17 protein-coding genes, 2 tRNA genes, 1 rRNA gene and 1 pseudogene are annotated in these 21634 nt (G+C 39.9%); 7 read left to right on the top strand and 14 right to left on the bottom strand.

Going from position 1 to position 21634, the window contains the following annotated elements:
* Nucleotides 1-411: 411 nt before the first annotated feature.
* A complete protein-coding gene (gene rho / locus INT04_RS15290) occupies nucleotides 412-1671 on the bottom strand; it encodes a transcription termination factor Rho (RefSeq protein ID WP_193016955.1) in 1260 nt (419 codons plus the stop codon).
* Between the two features lie 562 nt (nucleotides 1672-2233).
* On the bottom strand, nucleotides 2234-2560 hold the full coding sequence (trxA, locus tag INT04_RS15295) for a thioredoxin TrxA (RefSeq protein WP_193016956.1): 327 nt from the start codon (nucleotides 2558-2560) through the stop codon (nucleotides 2234-2236).
* Between the two features lie 119 nt (nucleotides 2561-2679).
* Between trxA and rhlB the strand changes: the two genes are divergently transcribed.
* Nucleotides 2680-3984 (top strand): ATP-dependent RNA helicase RhlB, encoded by a 1305-nt coding sequence (rhlB, locus tag INT04_RS15300; protein ID WP_193016957.1) that lies wholly within the window; start codon nucleotides 2680-2682, stop codon nucleotides 3982-3984.
* Between the two features lie 3 nt (nucleotides 3985-3987).
* Entirely contained in the window at nucleotides 3988-5496 is a 1509-nt protein-coding gene (gene gppA, locus INT04_RS15305; protein ID WP_193016958.1) for a guanosine-5'-triphosphate,3'-diphosphate diphosphatase, read from the top strand.
* Between the two features lie 80 nt (nucleotides 5497-5576).
* Here gppA and rep read toward each other — a convergent pair whose 3' ends face one another.
* Entirely contained in the window at nucleotides 5577-7601 is a 2025-nt protein-coding gene (gene rep, locus INT04_RS15310) for a DNA helicase Rep (protein ID WP_193016959.1), read from the bottom strand.
* Nucleotides 7602-7772: 171 nt separating this feature from the next.
* Here rep and INT04_RS15315 point away from each other — a divergent pair, with 171 nt between their 5' ends.
* Both INT04_RS15315 and INT04_RS15320 read left to right on the top strand, forming a co-directional pair.
* A complete protein-coding gene (locus INT04_RS15315) occupies nucleotides 7773-8021 on the top strand; it encodes a hypothetical protein (RefSeq protein ID WP_193016960.1) in 249 nt (82 codons plus the stop codon).
* A pseudogene (locus INT04_RS15320) lies at nucleotides 8022-8290 on the top strand (type II toxin-antitoxin system YafQ family toxin).
* A 265-nt stretch (nucleotides 8291-8555) separates the two neighbouring features.
* Here the strand turns inward: INT04_RS15320 and ilvC are convergent.
* Nucleotides 8556-10031 (bottom strand): ketol-acid reductoisomerase, encoded by a 1476-nt coding sequence (gene ilvC / locus INT04_RS15325; RefSeq protein ID WP_193016961.1) that lies wholly within the window; start codon nucleotides 10029-10031, stop codon nucleotides 8556-8558.
* A gap of 170 nt (nucleotides 10032-10201) precedes the next feature.
* Between ilvC and ilvY the strand changes: the two genes are divergently transcribed.
* Nucleotides 10202-11089 (top strand): HTH-type transcriptional activator IlvY, encoded by an 888-nt coding sequence (gene ilvY, locus INT04_RS15330; protein ID WP_193016962.1) that lies wholly within the window; start codon nucleotides 10202-10204, stop codon nucleotides 11087-11089.
* Here the strand turns inward: ilvY and ilvA are convergent.
* The 6 genes from ilvA to ilvL all read right to left on the bottom strand — a co-directional run bounded on the left by ilvA (nucleotide 11075) and on the right by ilvL (nucleotide 17659).
* The gene (gene ilvA, locus INT04_RS15335) at nucleotides 11075-12649 is read right to left on the bottom strand and encodes a threonine ammonia-lyase, biosynthetic (RefSeq protein ID WP_193016963.1); all 1575 of its coding nucleotides are present in this window, start codon (nucleotides 12647-12649) and stop codon (nucleotides 11075-11077) included. The two genes, ilvY and ilvA, sit on opposite strands and share 15 nt — an antisense overlap.
* Before the next feature lie 3 nt (nucleotides 12650-12652).
* Complete coding sequence (ilvD, locus tag INT04_RS15340) at nucleotides 12653-14503, bottom strand: dihydroxy-acid dehydratase (protein WP_193016964.1); 1851 nt, start codon at nucleotides 14501-14503, stop codon at nucleotides 12653-12655.
* 66 nt (nucleotides 14504-14569) lie between these two features.
* Nucleotides 14570-15496 carry a branched-chain-amino-acid transaminase gene (gene ilvE / locus INT04_RS15345; RefSeq protein ID WP_193016965.1) on the bottom strand — a complete coding sequence of 309 codons (927 nt, stop codon included), beginning with the start codon at nucleotides 15494-15496 and terminating at the stop codon, nucleotides 14570-14572.
* A 10-nt stretch (nucleotides 15497-15506) separates the two neighbouring features.
* The gene (ilvM, locus tag INT04_RS15350; RefSeq protein ID WP_193016966.1) at nucleotides 15507-15782 is read right to left on the bottom strand and encodes an acetolactate synthase 2 small subunit; all 276 of its coding nucleotides are present in this window, start codon (nucleotides 15780-15782) and stop codon (nucleotides 15507-15509) included.
* On the bottom strand, nucleotides 15779-17428 hold the full coding sequence (gene ilvG, locus INT04_RS15355; RefSeq protein ID WP_193016967.1) for an acetolactate synthase 2 catalytic subunit: 1650 nt from the start codon (nucleotides 17426-17428) through the stop codon (nucleotides 15779-15781). Before ilvG ends, ilvM begins: the two co-directional genes overlap by 4 nt.
* 129 nt (nucleotides 17429-17557) lie before the next feature.
* Nucleotides 17558-17659, bottom strand: a complete 102-nt coding sequence (gene ilvL / locus INT04_RS15360; protein ID WP_193016968.1) for an ilv operon leader peptide — start codon at nucleotides 17657-17659, stop codon at nucleotides 17558-17560.
* A gap of 441 nt (nucleotides 17660-18100) precedes the next feature.
* On the opposite strand from ilvL, the gene INT04_RS15365 reads away from it, so the two are divergent.
* Entirely contained in the window at nucleotides 18101-19633 is a 1533-nt protein-coding gene (locus tag INT04_RS15365) for a YifB family Mg chelatase-like AAA ATPase (protein ID WP_193016969.1), read from the top strand.
* A 46-nt stretch (nucleotides 19634-19679) separates the two neighbouring features.
* Here INT04_RS15365 and INT04_RS15370 read toward each other — a convergent pair whose 3' ends face one another.
* The gene (locus INT04_RS15370) at nucleotides 19680-20018 is read right to left on the bottom strand and encodes a DUF413 domain-containing protein (RefSeq protein ID WP_072070866.1); all 339 of its coding nucleotides are present in this window, start codon (nucleotides 20016-20018) and stop codon (nucleotides 19680-19682) included.
* 115 nt (nucleotides 20019-20133) lie between these two features.
* Between INT04_RS15370 and hdfR the strand changes: the two genes are divergently transcribed.
* A complete protein-coding gene (hdfR, locus tag INT04_RS15375; protein ID WP_193016970.1) occupies nucleotides 20134-20955 on the top strand; it encodes an HTH-type transcriptional regulator HdfR in 822 nt (273 codons plus the stop codon).
* Between the two features lie 225 nt (nucleotides 20956-21180).
* On the opposite strand, the gene INT04_RS15380 is transcribed toward hdfR, so the two are convergent.
* From INT04_RS15380 to rrf, 3 genes are all read right to left on the bottom strand, one after another.
* Nucleotides 21181-21256 (bottom strand) — tRNA-Trp (locus tag INT04_RS15380).
* A gap of 7 nt (nucleotides 21257-21263) precedes the next feature.
* Nucleotides 21264-21340: transfer RNA gene (locus tag INT04_RS15385), tRNA-Asp, on the bottom strand.
* A gap of 53 nt (nucleotides 21341-21393) precedes the next feature.
* A 5S ribosomal RNA gene (gene rrf, locus INT04_RS15390) occupies nucleotides 21394-21509 on the bottom strand.
* Between the last annotated feature and the right edge of the window lie 125 nt (nucleotides 21510-21634).

A 21634-nucleotide genomic window follows, 5' to 3' on the forward strand; every position in this document is an offset into this window, starting at 1 on the left:
TACTGTTCTCTATAATAAATATAGCTGGTTATTTTACCCTTCCATGTGTTTTTATTCTTTTTCCAGCTCCACCACGACGAGTTCATTCAAAAACCCACCACCCTTCATCAATTATAAGTTTTCCTTAACTATTTTTATTGATGCCATCGCTATTTTTATCAATTACTAAAACATGCAATATATATACCAACTTCTCACTAAAATATTGCAATCAAATTTTTAATTACACCCATAAAAAATAAAAACAAAAAACGCCACAAATAGTGTGGCGTTTTTATCATATCGTCATTCTGACAAAGTGAACGAGCTTAACAGCATATAAATTGAGGTGATATTACTTATTCTGTAACAGAGCGCACTCTTTTAATATTTTCATTCTGTTATTCAGCTCAATCGCTTTATTAATCGACCTTATGAGCGTTTCATAAAATCGAAGAATTCTTCATTTGTCTTCGTCATTGCTAACTTATTAATGAGGAACTCCATCGCATCAATCTCACCCATTGGATGAATAATTTTACGTAGGATCCACATTTTTTGTAGCTCATCTTGCGTCGTCAGTAACTCTTCTTTACGTGTACCAGAACGATTGTAATCAATCGCAGGGAAAACACGTTTTTCAGCGATTTTACGAGACAGGTGTAATTCCATATTACCTGTACCCTTAAATTCTTCGTAGATAACTTCGTCCATTTTAGAACCCGTATCAACTAACGCTGTTGCAATGATAGTTAAACTACCACCTTCTTCAACATTACGCGCCGCACCGAAGAAACGTTTAGGACGATGTAATGCGTTTGCATCCACCCCTCCCGTTAACACTTTACCTGATGAAGGCACAACGGTGTTATAAGCACGCGCTAAACGAGTGATAGAGTCTAACAAGATGATGACGTCTTTTTTATGCTCAACTAAACGCTTCGCTTTCTCAATAACCATTTCAGCCACTTGTACGTGACGAGAAGCGGGTTCATCAAAGGTTGAAGCAATAACTTCACCTTTTACCAAGCGCTGCATCTCGGTCACTTCTTCTGGACGTTCATCAATCAGAAGTACCATCAATACGCAATCTGGGTGGTTATTAGCAATATTTGCTGCGATATTTTGCAGCAACATGGTTTTACCTGCTTTTGGTGGAGCAACGATAAGACCACGCTGACCACGACCAATAGGAGCCGCTAAGTCAAGAACACGCGCGGTTAAATCTTCTGTTGAACCATTACCACGCTCCATGCGTAAACGATTATTAGCATGTAAAGGGGTTAAGTTTTCAAAGAGGATTTTACTGCGAGCATTTTCTGGTTTATCAAAGTTAACTTCATTAACTTTTAGGAGGGCAAAATAGCGTTCACCTTCTTTAGGGGGACGAATTTTCCCTGCGATGGTGTCACCAGTGCGAAGGTTAAAACGGCGAATTTGACTTGGAGAAACATAGATATCATCGGGACCAGCAAGGTAGGAACTGTCTGCGGAACGTAGGAAGCCAAAGCCATCCTGCAATATTTCCAGCACACCGTCACCGAAAATATCTTCTCCACTTTTCGCGTGTTGCTTCAAGATAGAGAAAATAATGTCTTGCTTTCTCATTCGAGCCAGGTTCTCTAGCCCCATATTTTCGCCAAGTGCTATCAGTTCTGATACCGGCGTATTTTTTAATTCGGTAAGATTCATAATGGTGGGTTCTTAATAACTCGGGGTAATTCTCGAACTATGAACGTGAATAGTATAACAGCGAATTGCTGTCAGTTTCGTCATGTGTAAAATTACAGATTATAACTTTCTAACATAAGGATATAACTAAAAAGGTAATGTTAGAGAGTATTAATACTATTAGACCAGTCTGCTTTATCCCCAGAAAATGACATTCATTATCGTAATGCGATGAGTGTACTTTCAACTTATGGGTTAGGAACATACTTGGAAAAATTTATATTCCTTGAATACTATAGATTATTCTAAGGCAACTTGACTGGTTAGATGAATTCAGATTACTTATATTAAATATCATATTAGATTAAATATCATATCATGCTATTCAATTCTATTACTTTGCTTGCTTGATATTCAATATCTCAGACTTATTTAATTGTGTCTAATCATATTGACAAGAAGATCCGATATATTATGTAAGTGGCGCTAACTTATCATGCTTCGAAGCGGACGTCTAGCGGTCAATAACAGAAATACTGACAAGCTCTAAACGTCCCACTTTATTTTTGATATCTAAATCAAATTAGATATTTTCGTCTAAAAACTCTTTCAATTGAGTTTTTGACAAAGCACCGACTTTAGTCGCAGCAACTGCACCATTTTTGAATAAGATCAGTGTAGGAATACCGCGAATGCCGTATTTTGGTGCTGTTAGCGGATTTTGATCGATGTTTAGCTTCGCAACTGTTAATTTACCCGCGTATTCTGTTGCAACTTCATCTAGAATAGGAGCAATCATTTTACATGGGCCGCACCACTCAGCCCAGAAATCAACGAGCACGGGGCCGGTTGCTTGTAATACATCAGCATCGAATTTGCTGTCAGATAAGTGAAGGATTTTATCGCTCATTGTTCTACTCCAAAGAATAATATTGACCGTACCAGTGTAACATTAAATAACAAAAGTCTGTCTGCATTTCAGCGGATAAACTTTTGTAATGCAACCCATAACTGATATTCTATTACATTATGAGCAAAACATATTTGACAGAAAAGAAGTTTTCCGACTTCGCCTTGCATCCAAAAGTGATAGAAGCCCTTGAGAAAAAAGGGTTCTCTAATTGTACACAAATTCAGGCATTGACGTTACCTATCACTGTGAAAGGTCAAGACATTGCCGGGCAAGCCCAAACAGGAACAGGAAAAACGTTGGCGTTTTTAACCTCAACGTTTCATTATCTTTTAACACACCCTGCAAAAGAAGGGCACGAAACCAACCAACCTCGTGCTCTGATTATGGCGCCAACACGCGAATTAGCCGTACAGATTTATTCTGATGCTAAAGAGTTAGCGCAAACTACAGGAATAAAAATGGGTCTCGCCTACGGTGGCGATGGCTATGACGAACAACTCAAAGTATTAAGCAATGGTGTCGATATTGTCATTGGCACAACGGGTCGTTTAATTGATTATGTTAAACAAGGCCATGTTAACTTAAGCGCTATTCAAGTCGTCGTACTTGATGAAGCCGATAGAATGTACGATCTTGGCTTTATTAAAGATATTCGTTGGATCTTCCGTCGTATGCCAGTCGCAGCTGAGCGAATGAATATGTTGTTCTCTGCAACACTGTCTTACCGCGTAAGAGAGCTTGCTTTTGAGCAAATGAATAACCCTGAATACGTTGAAGTTGAGCCAGAACAAAAAACCGGTTTTAGTATTAAAGAAGAGTTATTTTACCCTTCAAATGAAGAGAAAATGCGTCTTCTTCAAACTTTAATTGAGGAAGAATGGCCTGATCGCTGCATCATTTTTGCTAATACTAAACACCGTTGTGACGATATTTGGGCACACCTTGCTGCAGATGGACACCGTGTTGGCTTATTAACAGGTGATGTCCCACAGAAAAAACGTCTACGTATTTTAGAAGATTTTACTGAAGGTAATATTGATATTCTGGTTGCTACTGATGTCGCAGCACGGGGCCTCCATATTCCGTTGGTAACTCATGTATTTAACTATGATTTACCTGATGATTGTGAAGACTATGTTCACCGTATTGGTAGAACTGGTCGTGCAGGTAATAGTGGTAACTCTATTAGTTTGGCGTGTGAAGAATATGCTCTGAATTTACCTGCTATCGAAACGTATATTCAACATGCGATCCCTGTGAGTAAATATAATAGTGATGCACTTTTGGCTGAACTGCCTGAGCCTAAGCGTCGTCATCGTCCTCGCCAAGGTCAGCCTCGTCGCAATAATAATGCGCCGTCGCGTAATAGAGGAAATAATACTCAACGTAACAACCGAAATAAACGCCCGAGTCATCCATAAATTATGCTGAAATCCTCATCACTTTATGCTGCTATTGATTTAGGTTCTAACAGTTTTCACATGTTAGTCGTTCGAGAGATTGCGGGATCAATACAAGTGCTTTCCCGTGTGAAACGTAAAGTTCGACTGGCAGCAGGCCTAAATAGCGAAAATGAATTGTCCGAACAGGCAATGGAACGTGGTTGGCAATGTTTGCGACTTTTCTCTGAATATCTTCGTGATATTCCAGCAGAGCAAATTAGAGTCGTGGCAACGGCCACACTACGTATTGCGAAAAACACAGATACTTTTGTCGCAAAAGCATCTGAAATTCTCGGTAATACAGTGCATGTTATTAGTGGTGAGGAAGAAGCGCGTCTTATTTACCGTGGTGTAGCACATACAACAGGTGGCGCAGAGCAACGTTTAGTTGTTGATATTGGCGGTGGTAGTACAGAATTAGTTACAGGAACTGGCGCAAAAAATACACAATTGATGAGCCTGAGTATGGGGTGTGTAACTTGGTTAGAGCGCTATTTTACCGATCGCTCTTTAACCCAAGAAAATTTTGCCAAAGCACAAGATGCCGCCAAAGCGATACTCGCCCCAGTTGCTCATAAATTAATTGAACAAGGCTGGCAAGTTTGTGTGGGTGCATCAGGCACAGTACAAGCGTTGCAAGAAATAATGATCGCTCAAGGAATGGATGAATTAATCACTTTACCTAAGTTAGAGCGACTCAAACACAAAGCTATTGAATGTGGGAAATTGGAAGAACTGGAAATTGAAGGTCTTACCTTTGAACGAGCCTTAGTTTTTCCAAGCGGGCTTGCTATCTTGATTGCCATATTTGAAACATTACATATTGAAAATATGATCCTAGCCGGTGGTGCATTACGTGAAGGCTTAGTCTATGGCATGTTACATCTTCCTATTGAGCAGGATATTCGCCAGCGTACATTGCGTAATATTCAACGTCGTTTTCAAATTGATATTGAGCAGGCACACCGAGTTCAACAACTGGCCGAACACTTTTTTATTCAAGTTAGTAAAAGTTGGCAGTTAGATAATCGTTGCCGTGAGTTACTGAATAGTGCCAGCGCATTACATGAAATTGGTTTAAGTGTTGATTTTCGGCAAGCTCCCTCACATTCAAGCTACTTGATTTCACATCTTGATTTGCCAGGATATACACCGGCACAACGACGCTTATTAGCGTCTTTGTTAAGAAATCAAATGGGGATAATCGATCTTTCACCACTTAATCATCAAAATGCATTACCGATAAATCAAGCTAATCGATTGGTGCGTTTACTGCGATTAGCCATCATTTTTGCTAGTCGTCGCCGTGATGATACACTTCCTGCATTACGATTACGCACTGAGGATGAAAACCTCATTATCACGCTTCCATATCAATGGCTTAATGAGCATCCTCTACGTGCCGAAAATCTTCAAGAAGAGATCCAACTACAGAGTTATGTGCATTGGTCTTTAATCATTGAAGAACAAAATAGCTCTCGTATAAGTTAACGCATTTTTCCTTATACAAAAATAAAAACCCCTTGAACATAAATATGCCAAGGGGTTAATTTTATCTACCGCTCTCTATGCTATTCAGGTTTATGCTTTGCCAGCATAGCTCTTAATCCAGCCACACCCTTTTGACCTTTTTCTTGCTTCTCTTCTGCACTTAACACTTTCTTTTTATTCGTATCCCAATTTAAATCATCTTGAGGTAATTCATACAGAAAACGACTTGGATCTGGGCGAATTAACTCACCATATTGACGTCTTTCTTTACATAACGTAAACGTGAGTGTTTTTTGTGCCCGCGTAATGCCCACATAAGCAAGACGTCTTTCTTCTTCGACATTATCTTCATCAATACTACTTTGATGTGGCAATATACCCTCTTCCATTCCCACTAAAAACACATGAGGAAATTCAAGACCTTTAGAGGCATGCAATGTCATTAATTGGACTTGATCAAGCTCTTCTTCTGTTTCACCGCGTTCCATCATATCGCGTAAGGTAAAGCGGTTAATCACTTGAGAAAGCGTCATGGGTTCATTTAATTCATTACCCTCAAGCATTTCGCTCATCCATGAAAATAACTGGTTAATATTTTTCATCCTCATTTCAGCCGCTTTTGTGCTACTTGAGGTTTCATATAACCAACTCTCATAATCCATTTCATGCAATAAATCACGTACGGCTAATAAAGGCTCTCGCTCTGCTTTTTGTACAATACGCGACATCCATTGTGAAAATGCCTGCAATGAAGTTAAACCTCGTCCTGTTAAAGTTTGACTTAAGCCCAAGTCAAAACAGGCATTGTATAAACTTTTATCTCGAACTTTTGCCCATTCACCTAATTTTTGAATCGTCATTGGGCCAATTTCACGACGAGGCTTATTCACAATACGTAAAAATGCCGCATCATCATCAGGATTAGTAATAACACGTAAATAGGACAGAATATCTTTTATCTCTTCACGTGAAAAAAACGAGGTTTCACCCGAAATACGATAGGGAATACGGTTTTGCATCAAGTATTTTTCAAAAATACGAGATTGATGATTACCACGATAAAGTATTGCGTAATCTTTATAATTGGTTTTATTAATAAAGTGATGTGCAATTAATTCGCCCGCTACGCGCTCAGCTTCATGCTCTTCATTATTTACCGTTAACACACGGAGCTCATCACCATAACCTAACTCTGAAAATAGCCGTTTTTCAAAAACATGGGGATTATTTTCAATTAAAATATTGGCTGATTTTAAAATACGCCCTGAAGAGCGATAATTTTGCTCAAGTTTAATCACGTTAAGTTGTGGAAAATCTTTTTGTAACAACACTAAATTTTGAGGACGCGCACCACGCCATGAATAAATGGATTGGTCATCATCACCTACCACAGTAAAACGCGCTCTTTCACCCACCAGCCATTTTACTAATTCATATTGGCTTGTATTGGTATCTTGATATTCATCCACCAATAAATAGCGGATACGTCTTTGCCAGCGCTCTCTGACTTCTTCATTTGTGCGCAATAATAGGGTTGGTCGGCTAATTAAGTCATCAAAGTCGAGCACGTTACAACTACGCAGATGTTGTTCATAACGTCGAAAGCATTCGGCAAATGTATGATCTTGTTGCGATCTTGCTATTCCTATTGCTTGCTCTGGTGTGAGCATATCGTTTTTCCAGTTAGATATTTGGCTCTTTAACTGAGAAAGTAAATCTTTATCTTCTTCTAATAAATCTGCCGTTAATTCTTTAAGTAATGCAGATTGGTCTTGATCATCAAATAGTGAAAATTTAGCTTTAATCCCTAACGCTTTGTATTCACGTTTAATAATTTCTAATCCCAATGTATGGAACGTTGAGATCATTAATCCCTTCGCTTCTTGACGCCCTAATGTTTGAGCAACACGCTCTTTCATTTCACGCGCAGCTTTATTGGTAAATGTAACTGCTGCAATTTGTTTTGCTGAGTATTGGCATTGACGAATAAGGTGTGCAATTTTATTGGTAATAACCCGTGTTTTACCCGACCCTGCTCCTGCCAAGACCAAGCAAGGGCCTGACACATATTCTACTGCTTTTTGCTGACCAGGATTTAATCGCATACTTTTTCCAAACTTCATTAACCAAGAACATAACGGGGGATAATTGTAGCAGAAAGCGCATAGGAAAATGGTTCGGTTTTTCAGACTTAACTTTATCTAGGTAAACGAAGTTAAACATTGTTTAACAAAGTTTAACCTTGTATGATATTTGAACAATCCTGGAGGTGTATTATGAGTATAAAAAGCGAACTAATAGCCACTAAAATTGATGTTGAGCTCAAAGAGGCTTTTGTTGCAATAGCTCGAAATAAACACAGACCAGCCTCTCAAATCTTAAGAGATCTCATTCGAGTTTATGTGGAAAGTAATCAAGCCCCACCAAATGAAAAAACATTAAAGACTTTTGCAAAAACAGATAAAGGTGATGATGTTTTTTATGCTGAAGATGCCAATGATTTATTTAAAAAATTGGATATCTAAATGCGAAAAATTAGCTATTCAGGACAATTCAAAAAAGATCTAAAACTTGCTGAAAAGCGAGGGAAAGATATCAATAAACTAAAAGATATCATGTTGCTCTTAATGCAAGGAAGACGACTGCCAATGCAATTGAAGGATCATCCATTAACTGGAAATTGGAAACCTCGTCGAGATCTTCACATTGAACCTGATTGCTACTTATTTACAAAATAGAAGATGATACCGTTCATTTTGAAAGAACGGGCTCACACTCTGATTTATTTAAATAAAAAAACTGCATACCTAATTAATAGATATGCAGTTTTTATTATTTCTAAATATATTTATCGCTTATTTTTCTAAGCTATTTGCGTGAGAAGAAGGCGGCAAAAGAGGTTATCCCAAGGAGCATACATAAGTATGTGACTTGGGTAACCGAGTGTAGCCAACGCACTTATCGCGTAAAGAGCGACGAAAAATCAATCGGTATGTGGCTTGGGTAACCGAGTATAGCCAACGCACTTATCGCGTAAAGAGCGACGAAAAATTGAAAAATTAGTTAGCAACGGCAATCTTCTTCATATCTGTCATATACCCACGCAACGTTTTACCTACGGCTTCAATTGGGTGCTGACGAATTGCTTCATTGATATCACGCAATTGTGCGTTATCTGTTCCATTATCTTGAACTTTCTTCGCTAAATCGCCAGCTTGCAATGTTGTCATAAACTCTTTCAGCATAGGAACAACAGCGAATGAGAACAGATAGTTACCATATTCTGCGGTATCAGAGATAACCACGTTCATTTCATATAAACGCTTACGAGCAATGGTATTTGCGATTAATGGCAACTCATGCAGTGATTCATAGTAAGCTGATTCTGCAAAGATACCGGCTTCAATCATAGTATCAAAAGCTAATTCAACACCTGCTTTTACCATCGCAACCATTAATACACCATGATCAAAGTACTCTTGCTCACTAATTTTCCCCTCATAGTCAGGGTAGTTTTCAAAAGCGCTTGCTCCTGTCTCTTCACGCCATGTCAGTAAGTTTTTATCGTCATTGGCCCAATCCGCCATCATTGTTTCAGAGAATTTTCCTGAAATAATATCGTCCATATGTTTTGCAAACAGTGGCGCCATGATCACTTTCAGTTGTTCGGATAATGCGTAGGCACGCATTTTCGCTGGATTAGATAATCTATCCATCATCAAGGTGATACCACCTTGCTTCAGTGCTTCGGTAATGGTCTCCCAACCAAACTGGATCAACTTACCTGCATAACCCGGTTCAACACCGTCAGCAACCATTTTGTCGTAACATAACAGTGAACCTGCTTGTAACATACCGCACAGAATAGTTTGCTCACCCATTAAGTCTGATTTTACTTCAGCAACGAAAGAGGATTCTAAAACGCCCGCACGATGTCCACCTGTTGCCGCGGCCCATGCTTTGGCAATGGCCATACCTTCGCCTTTTGCATCATTTTCAGGGTGAACGGCAATCAGTGTAGGAACACCAAAACCACGCTTATATTCTTCACGAACTTCTGTACCCGGACATTTTGGCGCAACCATAACCACAGTGATGTCATCACGAATTTTTTCGCCAACTTCAACGATATTAAAACCATGCGAGTAACCTAATGCTGCACCAGATTTCATCAGCGGTTGAACTGCTTGAACAACAGCTGAGTGTTGTTTGTCTGGCGTTAAGTTAACCACTAAATCTGCTTGTGGGATTAATGCTTCATACGTTCCCACCTCAAAACCATTTTCAGTCGCACGACGCCATGATGCACGTTTCTCATCAATCGCTTCTTGGCGTAAGGCATAAGCGATATTCAAACCAGAATCACGCATATTTAAACCTTGATTAAGGCCTTGCGCACCACACCCCACGATAACGACTTTTTTGCCTTTCAGGTAATTTGCTTCATCAGCAAATTCTTCACGCGACATAAAGCGACATTTACCTAATTGGGACAACTGCTGACGCAGATTTAATGTATTAAAATAATTTGCCATAGAAGACTCCAAAATCGTTGTGTATGTGTTTGCTATTTTTATCCTCACTCTCTGTGAGGTGTTGCATGACTTTACTATAGGGGATGAAAGCCATTGCTTAAATTGATATATTCACAAGACAGTGTTGCAAAAAATGCAACGTTACTTTTTATTAAAATGGGCGGCTGATAATGGATATTCGTGATCTCAAACTCTTTGTGCATTTAGCGGAAAGTTGTCACTTTGCCAAGACGGCACAAGCGATGCATGTCAGCCCCTCTACGCTCTCTCGCCAAATCCAACGCCTTGAAGAAAGTTTAGGCCACCCTCTGTTTTTGCGTGACAACCGACAAGTCACGCTTACAGATGCGGGCGAACAGCTGAAGCGCTATGCTCAACAAACTTTGTTGCAATATAAGCAACTTAAACACACGCTAAATCAAAATAGCCCAAGCCTTTCTGGCGAATTACGTCTATTTTGCTCTGTCACAGCGGCTTATAGCCATTTACCGCCTATTCTTGACCGCTTTCGTGCAGAGAATCCTTTAGTTGAAATAAAGCTCACTACAGGTGATGCGGCTGATGCGGTCGATAAAGTACAATCTGATGAAGCAGATTTAGGAATTGCAGGAAAACCAGAAAAGCTTCCTGAAAATATCTGCTTTGAGAAAATAGGCGAAATCCCATTAGTATTGATTGCCCCTGCACTGCCTTGTAATGTTCAACATCTCGCAACACAAGAGAAACCAGATTGGCTCAATATTCCGTTTATCATCCCTGAGCATGGTCCATCACGGCAACGTATTGCGCTATGGTTTAAGCGCCATCGCATCCACAATCCTTTGATTTATGCAACGGTTTCTGGGCATGAAGCGATTGTTTCAATGGTTGCACTAGGTTGTGGTATTGCGCTTATTCCACAAGTGGTCGTTGATAATTGCCCAGAGCCTGTCCGTAACCGTATCTGTTTGCTTGATAATGTTTCGATGGTAGAACCGTTTGAACTGGGCGTTTGTGTATTACACAAACGCCTTCAAGAACCCGTAATAAATGCCTTCTGGCGATTACTCCATGACTAAACTTGTCGTTTGTGGTGACAGGAATAACTGAAATGAAGGATTTCCTGTCTCGTCATGATATTCATAACCTAAGTCATCTAAATGTCGTTCAAAACGCCCTTCTGTTTCAGGCAATTCAAACGCCACCAGCACCCGCCCATAATCTGTACCATGACTACGATAATGGAATAAGGTGATATTCCAATAAGTGCCTAATGTTTTTAGGAACTTCATAAGCGCGCCCGGTGATTCTGGAAATTCAAAGCTAAATAATCGCTCTTTAAGTGGTTTATTAGGACGTCCACCGACCATATAACGCACATGCAATTTTGCCATTTCATCGTCAGAAAGATCAGCCACTTGATAACCCGCAGTCGTAAGTTCACGCAAAATTTCTTTACGCTCTGCAAGTCCTTGGCTTAAACGCACACCCACAAAAATACGGGCATTTTCAGGATCTGCATCGCTATAACGATAATTAAACTCAGTAACAACACGTTGACCCAAGATCTGACAGAAACGCAAAAAACTGCCTTTCTGTTCAGGAATAGTCACCGCTAATAATGCTTCTCGTTTTTCACCTAATTCACAACGCTCAGAAACATAACGTAAGCCATGAAAATTCACATTTGCACCAGAAAGTACGTGGGCTAAACGCTCACCTTTAATTTGATGCTCTTCGACATATTTTTTAAGTCCTGCTAATGCCAACGCGCCCGACGGCTCGGCTATTGCACGCACATCTTCAAATAAATCTTTGACTGCGGCACAAATGGCATCGCTATCTACGGTGATAACATCATCGACATATTTTTGGCATAAACGGAACGTTTCATCACCGATACGTTTAACCGCAACACCCTCAGCAAATAGACCTACTTTTGCTAATTCAACCGGATATCCTGCATTTAATGCAGCCTTTAAACATGCAGCTTCTTCTGCCTCAACACCAATCACTTTAATTTCAGGCATAAGCTGTTTAATTAATACAGCGACACCCGCAATTAAACCACCGCCTCCCACTGGCACAAAAATACGATCAAGATGAACATCTTGTTGTAATAATTCCATTGCTAATGTGGCTTGTCCTGCAATGACTGCTGGATGATCGAAAGGAGGAACAAAGGTGTATCCCATCTCTTCAGATAACGCGATCGCTTTTGCTTTCGCTTCATCAAAATTGGCACCATAAAGCAATGCTTCGCCACCAAATTGGCGAACAGCATCGACTTTGATATCTGCCGTAGCCACTGGCATTACAATTAATGCTTTTACGCCCATTCGATTCGCTGACAGTGCAACACCTTGAGCATGGTTTCCCGCAGAAGCCGTCACCACTCCCTTAGCTTTCTGTTCCGGGGTTAGCCCCGCAATCATGGTATAAGCACCACGTAGTTTAAAACTATGGACTGGTTGTCTATCTTCACGTTTAACTAAAATCGTATTCTCTAAACGCTCAGAGATTTTTGTCATCTCTTGCAGTGGGGTCACGACGGCAACTTCATAAACAGGTGCACTTAACGCTGCTTTTAAATATTCGGCACTGCTCGGTGCTGAATTTAAAGGTCTAAAGGCTGCCATTTCTTAGCCCCCTAATTTAGATTTATCACGCACCGCGCCTTTATCTGCACTGGTTGCTAAAGAAGCATAAGCACGTAGAGCAAAAGAGACTTGACGCTGTCTATTTTTCGGTGTCCACGCTTTATCACCACGGGCATGTTGTGCATCACGGCGCGCAGATAACGTTTTTTCATCTACTTTTAATGAAATTTCGCGAGTTGGGATATTAATAGAAACAATATCACCTTCTTCTACTAAACCGATCACACCACCATTTGCGGCTTCCGGTGAAACATGACCTATTGAGAGGCCAGATGTCCCCCCAGAAAAACGACCATCAGTGATAAGAGCACAAGCCTTACCTAGTCCCATTGATTTTAAATAAGAGGTCGGGTACAGCATTTCTTGCATACCAGGGCCACCTTTAGGGCCTTCGTAGCGAATAATCACCACATCACCAGCAACAACTTTTCCACCTAATACAGCCTCAACTGCATCATCTTGGCTCTCATATACTTTGGCTGGACCACTAAAGATTAAGTTATCGTCATCAACACCTGCAGTTTTAACAATACAACCGTCTAGTGCTAAATTTCCAGATAGCACCGCTAATCCACCATCTTGGCTATAAGCATACTCTTTACTGCGAATACAGCCGTTTTCACGATCGGTATCTAAGGTTGGCCAACGGCAGTTCTGTGAAAAAGCCTTCGTCGTACGAATACCCGCAGGGCCTGCTTGGAACATTGATTTTACTTGCTCATCTTGCGTTAACATTACGTCATATTGTGCCAAGGTTTCTGGCAGACTTAGCCCTAAGATATTATCCACATTACGGTTGAGTAATCCGGCTCTGTCCAATTCTCCTAAAATACCCATTACCCCACCTGCGCGGTGAACATCTTCCATATGGTATTTTTGTGTGCTGGGCGCTACTTTACATAAATGTGGCACTTGGCGAGAAAGCCTGTCGATATCTTCCATAGTGAAATCAACCTCACCTTCTTGAGCTGCGGCTAATAAATGCAGAACCGTATTTGTTGACCCACCCATGGCAATATCTAAGATCATCGCATTTTCAAACGCTTCTTTTTTAGCGATATTACGCGGTAATGCAGTTTCATCATCTTTCTCATAATAGCGTTTAGTTAATTCAACAATACGTTTACCCGCATTGATAAATAACATTTCGCGATCGGCGTGAGTCGCAAGCAATGAACCATTTCCTGGTTGAGATAATCCTAACGCTTCAGTTAAGCAGTTCATGGAGTTTGCAGTGAACATACCTGAGCACGATCCACACGTCGGACAGGCTGATCGCTCAATTTGATCACTGTCTGCATCACTCACATTTGGGTTTGCGCCTTGGATCATGGCATCAACCAGATCTAATTTGATCAGTTGATCTGAAAGCTTTGTTTTACCCGCTTCCATTGGCCCACCAGAGACAAAAATAACAGGGATATTTAAGCGTAAAGACGCCATTAACATGCCTGGAGTAATTTTGTCGCAGTTTGAGATACATACCATTGCATCAGCACAGTGCGCATTAACCATATACTCAACAGAGTCTGCGATAAGTTCACGCGAAGGCAAAGAATAAAGCATGCCACCGTGTCCCATTGCGATACCGTCATCAACCGCAATGGTATTAAATTCTTTAGCAACACCACCTGCCGCTTCAATTTGCTCAGCAACCAGTTTTCCTAAATCCCGCAGATGCACATGACCTGGTACAAATTGCGTAAATGAGTTCACAACAGCAATAATAGGTTTCCCAAAATCAGCATCAGTCATTCCCGTTGCACGCCATAAGGCACGGGCTCCAGCCATATTACGACCATGTGTCGTTGTCGCTGAACGGTATTTAGGCATTTTTCACACTCCTGCGATAAAGAAAGCGAATAGGGAACGTTCTACCCGCTAAACAAATTTATTTGATTATGAATTGATTGGATCTAACCAGCCGTATTTATCTTCTGTTTCACCTGTAAATAGACCAAAGAACGCTTTTTGAATGGCTTTTGTCACAGGACCACAACGTCCAATACCAACTTGAATACCATCAACACTACGTACAGGTGTAATTTCGGCTGCTGTACCTGACATAAAGACTTCATCAGCAAGATAAAGTGATTCACGGGAAAGCACTTGTTCACGGACTTCATAACCCAGATCTTTTGCCAGTTTAATAATGGCATCACGCGTGATCCCCGGCAGTGCTGATGAAGTAAATGGCGGTGTGAAAATAACGCCGTCTTTCACCTCAAATAAGTTTTCACCTGCACCTTCAGAGAGATAACCATGAACATCTAACGCGATCCCTTCTTGATAGCCGTGACGACGTGCTTCACTGCCGACTAATAATGAAGATAAATAGTTACCGCCCGCTTTTGCAGCTGTTGGAATGGTATTTGGTGCAGCACGGTGCCAAGAAGAAACCATAGCATCAATACCTTTATCTAACGCTTCTTCACCAAGGTAGGCACCCCACGGGAATGCCGCAATAATGACATCTGTTTTATAACCGGCGGGAGGATTAACCCCCATACCAACATCACCAATAAAAACTAATGGACGAATATAAGCACTGACTAATTTGTTTTTACGTAAGGTTTCACGGCAAGCTTCCATCAACTCATCAATACTTTGATCTACAGGCATACGGTAAATTTTTGCCGAATCATGCAAACGTTGCATGTGTTCACGATGACGAAAAACCACAGGCCCTTTATGCGAATCATAGCAACGCACACCTTCAAACACAGAAGTTCCATAATGTAATGCATGAGACATAACATGCACTTTTGCCTCAGCCCATGGAACCATTTCGCCATTAAACCAAATATAATCTGCTTGCTTTGTCATTCTTTTATCCTTACATGGCACTGAGTGCACTTATGAATCGTAATTTTTCTTTCTGTTGATGTGATACTTGAATACCTGCAACATCAGCTAATTTTGTTAACTGGCTGCATAAAAGTTCTAATGGTCGCTGACTACTTATCGTCAGATTTAAATTGATATTATTACTTTCCGTGATATTCATGTTCATTGAGCATATATGAAAACCACGATGGCGGATAACTCTCAGGATGCGTTCTAAGATCTCTGGGCAAAAACGGGCTTCAATTGTGATATTGTGTTGGTTCATTTTGATTTCTCCATCATCTCATCATTGCTTGCGCCCGGCGGAACTAAAGGCCAGACATTTTCTGCATCATCGATAGATACCTGTAACAAATAAGGGCCATCGCTCTCTAATAAACAAGTAATTGCATCAGCAACCTGTGATTTTTCTGTAATACGTTGCCCTGGAATATCAAAAGCTTTTGCCAAAGCAACAAAATCAGGGTTATCTGTTAAAATTGTTTCGCTATAACGTTGTTCGAAAAAGAGCTCTTGCCATTGGCGAACCATGCCAAGACGTTGGTTATCTAATAACACCAGCTTTATCGGTAAGTGCTTACGCTTGATAGTCCCGAGCTCTTGCACATTCATCATGAAAGATCCATCACCAGATACACAAATAACACAAGCATCAGGCCTAGCAATTTGTGCACCTACTGCAGCCGGAATACCAAACCCCATCGTGCCTAAACCACTTGAAGTGATAAAATTTTCAGGTGTATCAAACGTCATATGCTGTGCAGACCACATTTGATGTTGCCCTACATCTGTTGTTACAACCGTATTTTCAGGCTTTGCATCTGATAATTGTTTTAATAATAAAGGGGCATAAATTGCAGAGCCAGGGTGGTCATAACGCCAAGCATGTTCTGTTTTTAATTCCTGTACTTCTTGTTGCCAAGGTGCGATAGATAATGGCTGAGACAATGTTGGCAACAATACTTTTGCATCACCCAATAATGCTATATGTGCCTGTTTTAATTTATTTAATTCAGCATGATCAATATCGATATGAATAACTTGGGCATGTGGCGCAAACGTATTTAATCGACCTGTTACGCGATCATCAAAACGTGCACCAACCGCAATTAATAAGTCACTGCGCTGAACAGCATAATTGGCTGCTTTAGTACCATGCATGCCTAGCATACCTAAATAGTTAGCATCTAATGCATCCGCACAACCTAGCCCTTTTAAGGTAGAAACAACGGGGATTTGTGTTTGCTTAACAAATGCCCTTAAAGTTTCCACTGCATTACTCATGGCAACACCACCACCTACATACAAAATAGGTTTTTGTGCTTGAGCTAACATCTGTTTTGCTTGCGCTAACTCTTGTGTGGGATAAGGAAATTCCTGCTCTTCAGGTAATTCATAGTTGACTAAATGGGAGGCATCCGCCAATTGCACATCTTTAGGGATATCAATTAAAACAGGGCCAGGGCGACCTTGAGATGCAATAGAAAAAGCTTCTGATAATACTCTGGGTAACTCATCAACCGTAGCCACTAAAAAACTGTGTTTTGTACACGCTAATGAAAGACCTAAAACATCAATTTCTTGAAATGCATCAGTACCCATTAAATCAGAAGCAACTTGCCCTGTGATAGCAACGATAGGTACCGAATCTAACAAAGCATCAGCAAGCCCAGTGATAACATTCGTTGCACCGGGACCGGATGTTGCGATACAAACACCCGTTGTACCTGTAGAACGAGCAAAACCGATAGCCGCAATGGCAGCACCTTGCTCGTGGCGACACAATACATGTTCAACACCACCGTCATAGAGTGCATCGTAAACAGGCATAATCGCACCACCAGGATAACCAAAGACGGTTTCAACTTGATGTTTTCGTAATGCTTGTACTAACCACTGTGCTCCATTCATCCCATCACCCTGTCGTTTTAACCAATTGTTTAATTTGAATTTATTCTCTTTTTCATCTTTTCTTCAAACTTGGGCTCAAAAAAAACCCCCGCGCCTTTCGGTGCGGGGGTTTTTAAGAGTACTGGCTAGTTAGTTAGCCTTTCTTCGTCCTAATGCAGCCCCGCACGGTGGGTTAATAATCACCACCACGCTAATAATAATTAGGCTAAGCACTAGGACGATAGTATTCATAGTTTTATAGTTTCTTTTCTTGTTGAAAATGTATGTTTGTTGTGTTTTCTTTCACTCTGTCCTTTTAGAGTTATCATGATATTTTAGAATTGACAACGTTTATTTTAAAAATAATTATAACATAATGAAATTTATCATTATTTTTAAAACCAGAATCAATGGCAGAATATTTAACCATAAAATATTTACATTTCAGTTATTAATGCTAAAAAAGAGTATGCTATTTTATTTTTTACACTGCTGCAGTGTATTATTTAAATTCAAAAAACAATGTTATATTTAATTAAATTTATATTAATCTAAATAATTATTACTTTAATTATTTTATTGTTATATTTCATATAATTACATTATTTAGAACTCCCTCTCATTTATTTAACTCTCTATTTAACATACAAGAAAAAATAAATTAAAAAGAATAAAAATAATGGGGAATAAAAAATGGCATTAGCAATAATATATACACGTGCCTCTTTAGGAATTTCAGCACCACTTATTACTATTGAGGCACATATTAGCCAAGGATTACCTGGATTAACCTTAGTGGGTTTGCCTGAAGCCGTCGTAAAAGAAGCAAAAGATAGAGTAAGAAGTGCATTAATTAATAGCGGATATATATACCCTGCTAAAAGAATAACCATTAATCTTTCCCCCGCTGATTTACCCAAGGAAGGAGCACGTTATGATTTACCCATTGCACTGGCAATATTAATTGCATCTGAGCAATTAACATCCGATAAATTAAATAGTTATGAATTTATTGGGGAACTTGCCCTGTCTGGAAAATTACAACATGTTAATGCCATTATTCCCTCTATTCTGAGTGCTTCAAAAGACAACAGAATATGTATTGTATCAACTGAACATCAAACTGAAGTTTCATTACTGCCTAAGAAGTCAGCTTTATTGGCATCACATCTTTTAGAAATTTGTCATTACTTAGAAAATAACACACCATTAATTGAAGCAGATGACTTTATTATTAGTGACGCAATTGAAAATCAAGATAATAAAGATATTAGCGATATTATTGGTCAAAACAATGCAAAAAGAGCGGCAGAAATTACTGCAGCCGGAAATCACAATATTTTATTTCTTGGTCCACCTGGAACGGGAAAAACAATGCTAGCGCAAAGAATAAGTACACTGCTTCCACCGTTGACTGCTAAAGAAGCTCTGGATGTATTAGTCATCAGTAGTTTAAGAGGCATGACATTTAATGATAGAAAATGGCCCTTAAGGCCTTTCCGCTCTCCTCACCATACGTCATCTGCCGTTGCTTTAACAGGAGGTGGAACCCTTCCCAAACCGGGAGAAATTACGTTAGCACATCACGGTATCTTATTTTTAGATGAATTACCTGAATTTGAGCGCCGTGTGCTTGATGCATTACGAGAACCGCTGGATGCGAGAGAAATCACAATTTCTCGGGCGAAAGCAAAAATAAGCTACCCTGCAAATGTATTACTAATAGGGGCATTAAACCCAAGTCCAACAGGACACTATCAAGGCAGTCATAACCGAGCTCCTGTAAAACAGATCCTACGCTATTTAAGCAAGATTTCTGGGCCTTTTTTAGATAGGTTTGATCTCTCTGTCGAAATGCCTCTACTTCCTCAGGGAGCGCTTATTCATCCCTCTTTTACAACAGAGAATAGCTCAACAATTAGAGCTCGAGTTTTAAAAGCTAGGGAACGGCAATTTTCTCGATGTGGGAAAGTAAACACCTACTTAACAGGAAAAGAAATTGAATGCCATTGCGCACTAAATACGAGTGATGCAACTTTTCTTGAAGAAACATTAAATAAACTGGGATTATCTATACGGGCATGGCATAAAATTTTAAGGGTATCGAGGACAATTGCAGACCTTGCAGGGGAAGAAAAAATACAGAGAAATCATTTAATTGAAGCGTTGAGTTTTCGTGCTATGGACAGATTAATGATCTATTTACAAAAACAGTTAGATGGATAAATAAAAAGGAGCGAAAAAACGCTCCTTTTTATTAAAACTAATGATATTAATCATCAGAGTCGGTATAGTCATCAGATGGATCGAGCTGTGGCTTTCCACCCGATAACGTATGAAAACGTTTGGGACGACTTATACGACTGGTATATTTCTTCCAAATTTTTTCTTCAACCGTTGCTGCTTCTCGTTCGCCACGACACATGGCAACAAATAATTTTTCCGTTTCAGTTGTAGGCTCTCGTTTGCCTAAATCAAGCTCATTAAAGGCTTGACCATGACGTTCCAATATCTGGGATTCCTTGATAGTGAAATCGCCATGACGAGAAAAACCACGCGGATAATGTTTATTGTCAAAAAAACGATTAGTCGTGATAAAACTTTCTGCCATCTGACACACTCCTAATTCTCTATCGTCATACTTATGGCGCGGAGTATTAGATAGTCATGCGGTTCTGTAAAACAAAATATTTAAATCGTAACGACAAATTTTTTTGGAGATAGATGTGGATACCGAATTACTGAAAACCTTTTTGGAAGTCAGTAAGACTAGACACTTTGGCCGAGCCGCTGAATCTCTTTATTTAACGCAATCTGCGGTTAGTTTTAGAATACGGCAATTAGAAACACAATTAGGTACCAATCTGTTTACTCGCCATCGGAATAATATTCGTCTGACTGTCGCGGGTGAAAGACTCATCCCTTATGCTGAATCGTTAATGAATACATGGCTTCTTGCTAAAAAAGAAATTAGCCATGCATCTCAACACTCAGAACTCTCAATTGGCGCTACAGCATCACTCTGGGAAGCTTATCTAACATCTTGGTTACAAGGATCTTATTTAGAAAGAAAAGAGCTTAGAATCGAGTCTAGAGTCTCTACAAGGCAATCTCTTGTAAAACAACTTCATGCAAGAGAGCTGGATCTCTTTTTTACGACTGAAGCGCCCAAAATGGATGAATTGGAAAGTAAAATTATTGGTGATATTACTTTTCAGTTGATGAAGATTGCATCAAATGAAACAGAAGAAATAGCAAAATTTATTAAAATAGAATGGAGTGCTGATTTTCAAGCTTTTCTTCCTAACGGAACAGAGCGGAAAATTGATCCTATTTTAACAACTAACTCAGCAATAATTGCCTATCAATTAATGAAAACAACACACGCCGTTGCTTTTCTTCCTACACATTGGCTCGATCTTTATTCTGATCTTATTCCTATCTCAACAGACATTATTCAAAAACCTTTATTTGCTGTTTGGTTAAATACCAGCGATCAACAAGCGCTAATACAACAGCTATTAAAACAATCAATAAACCAGCAATAAAGTGCTAAGTTTTTCTATGGCTATTAACAAATAGCTCTGATATTTAAGATTTTTATTAATGAAGAACAACGGATCACAATAGAGCAATACCAATATATCGGTATAGATAGATCATATTTGAGGTTATTGACTGGAAGGTATATAGAAAGTAACAAACAACAAAAAGCCCAGTTAATTAACTGGGCCATAAAGAAGTATAAATTTTGTTATTACTTAATTGGTAACTGGCAGGGGCGGAGAGACTCGAACTCCCAACACCCGGTTTTGGAGACCGGTGCTCTACCAATTGAACTACGCCCCTAAATAGTTGGCGGAACGGACGGGACTCGAACCCGCGACCCCCTGCGTGACAGGCAGGTATTCTAACCAACTGAACTACCGCTCCGCGTATTCTTTTCGCTCCCAATGTTTTACCAAACACTGATGCTTTAATTTAATGCCTGGCAGTTCCCTACTCTCACATGGGGAGACCCCACACTACCATCGGCGCTACAACGTTTCACTTCTGAGTTCGGCATGGAGTCAGGTGGGTCCGTTGCGCTATGGCCGCCAAGCAAATTCTGTTTATTACCCGTTATGTCGTATTCCTACTCCATAACCAGTAATCTCAATCTTTAACAAGCTTACTTCATCTACTCTTTGTCTCTCAGACAAAACACCTTCGGTGTTGTCAGGTTAA

Origin of the sequence: Proteus sp. FME41 (genome assembly GCF_014897315.1) — a bacterium.
Lineage (GTDB): Bacteria > Pseudomonadota > Gammaproteobacteria > Enterobacterales > Enterobacteriaceae > Proteus.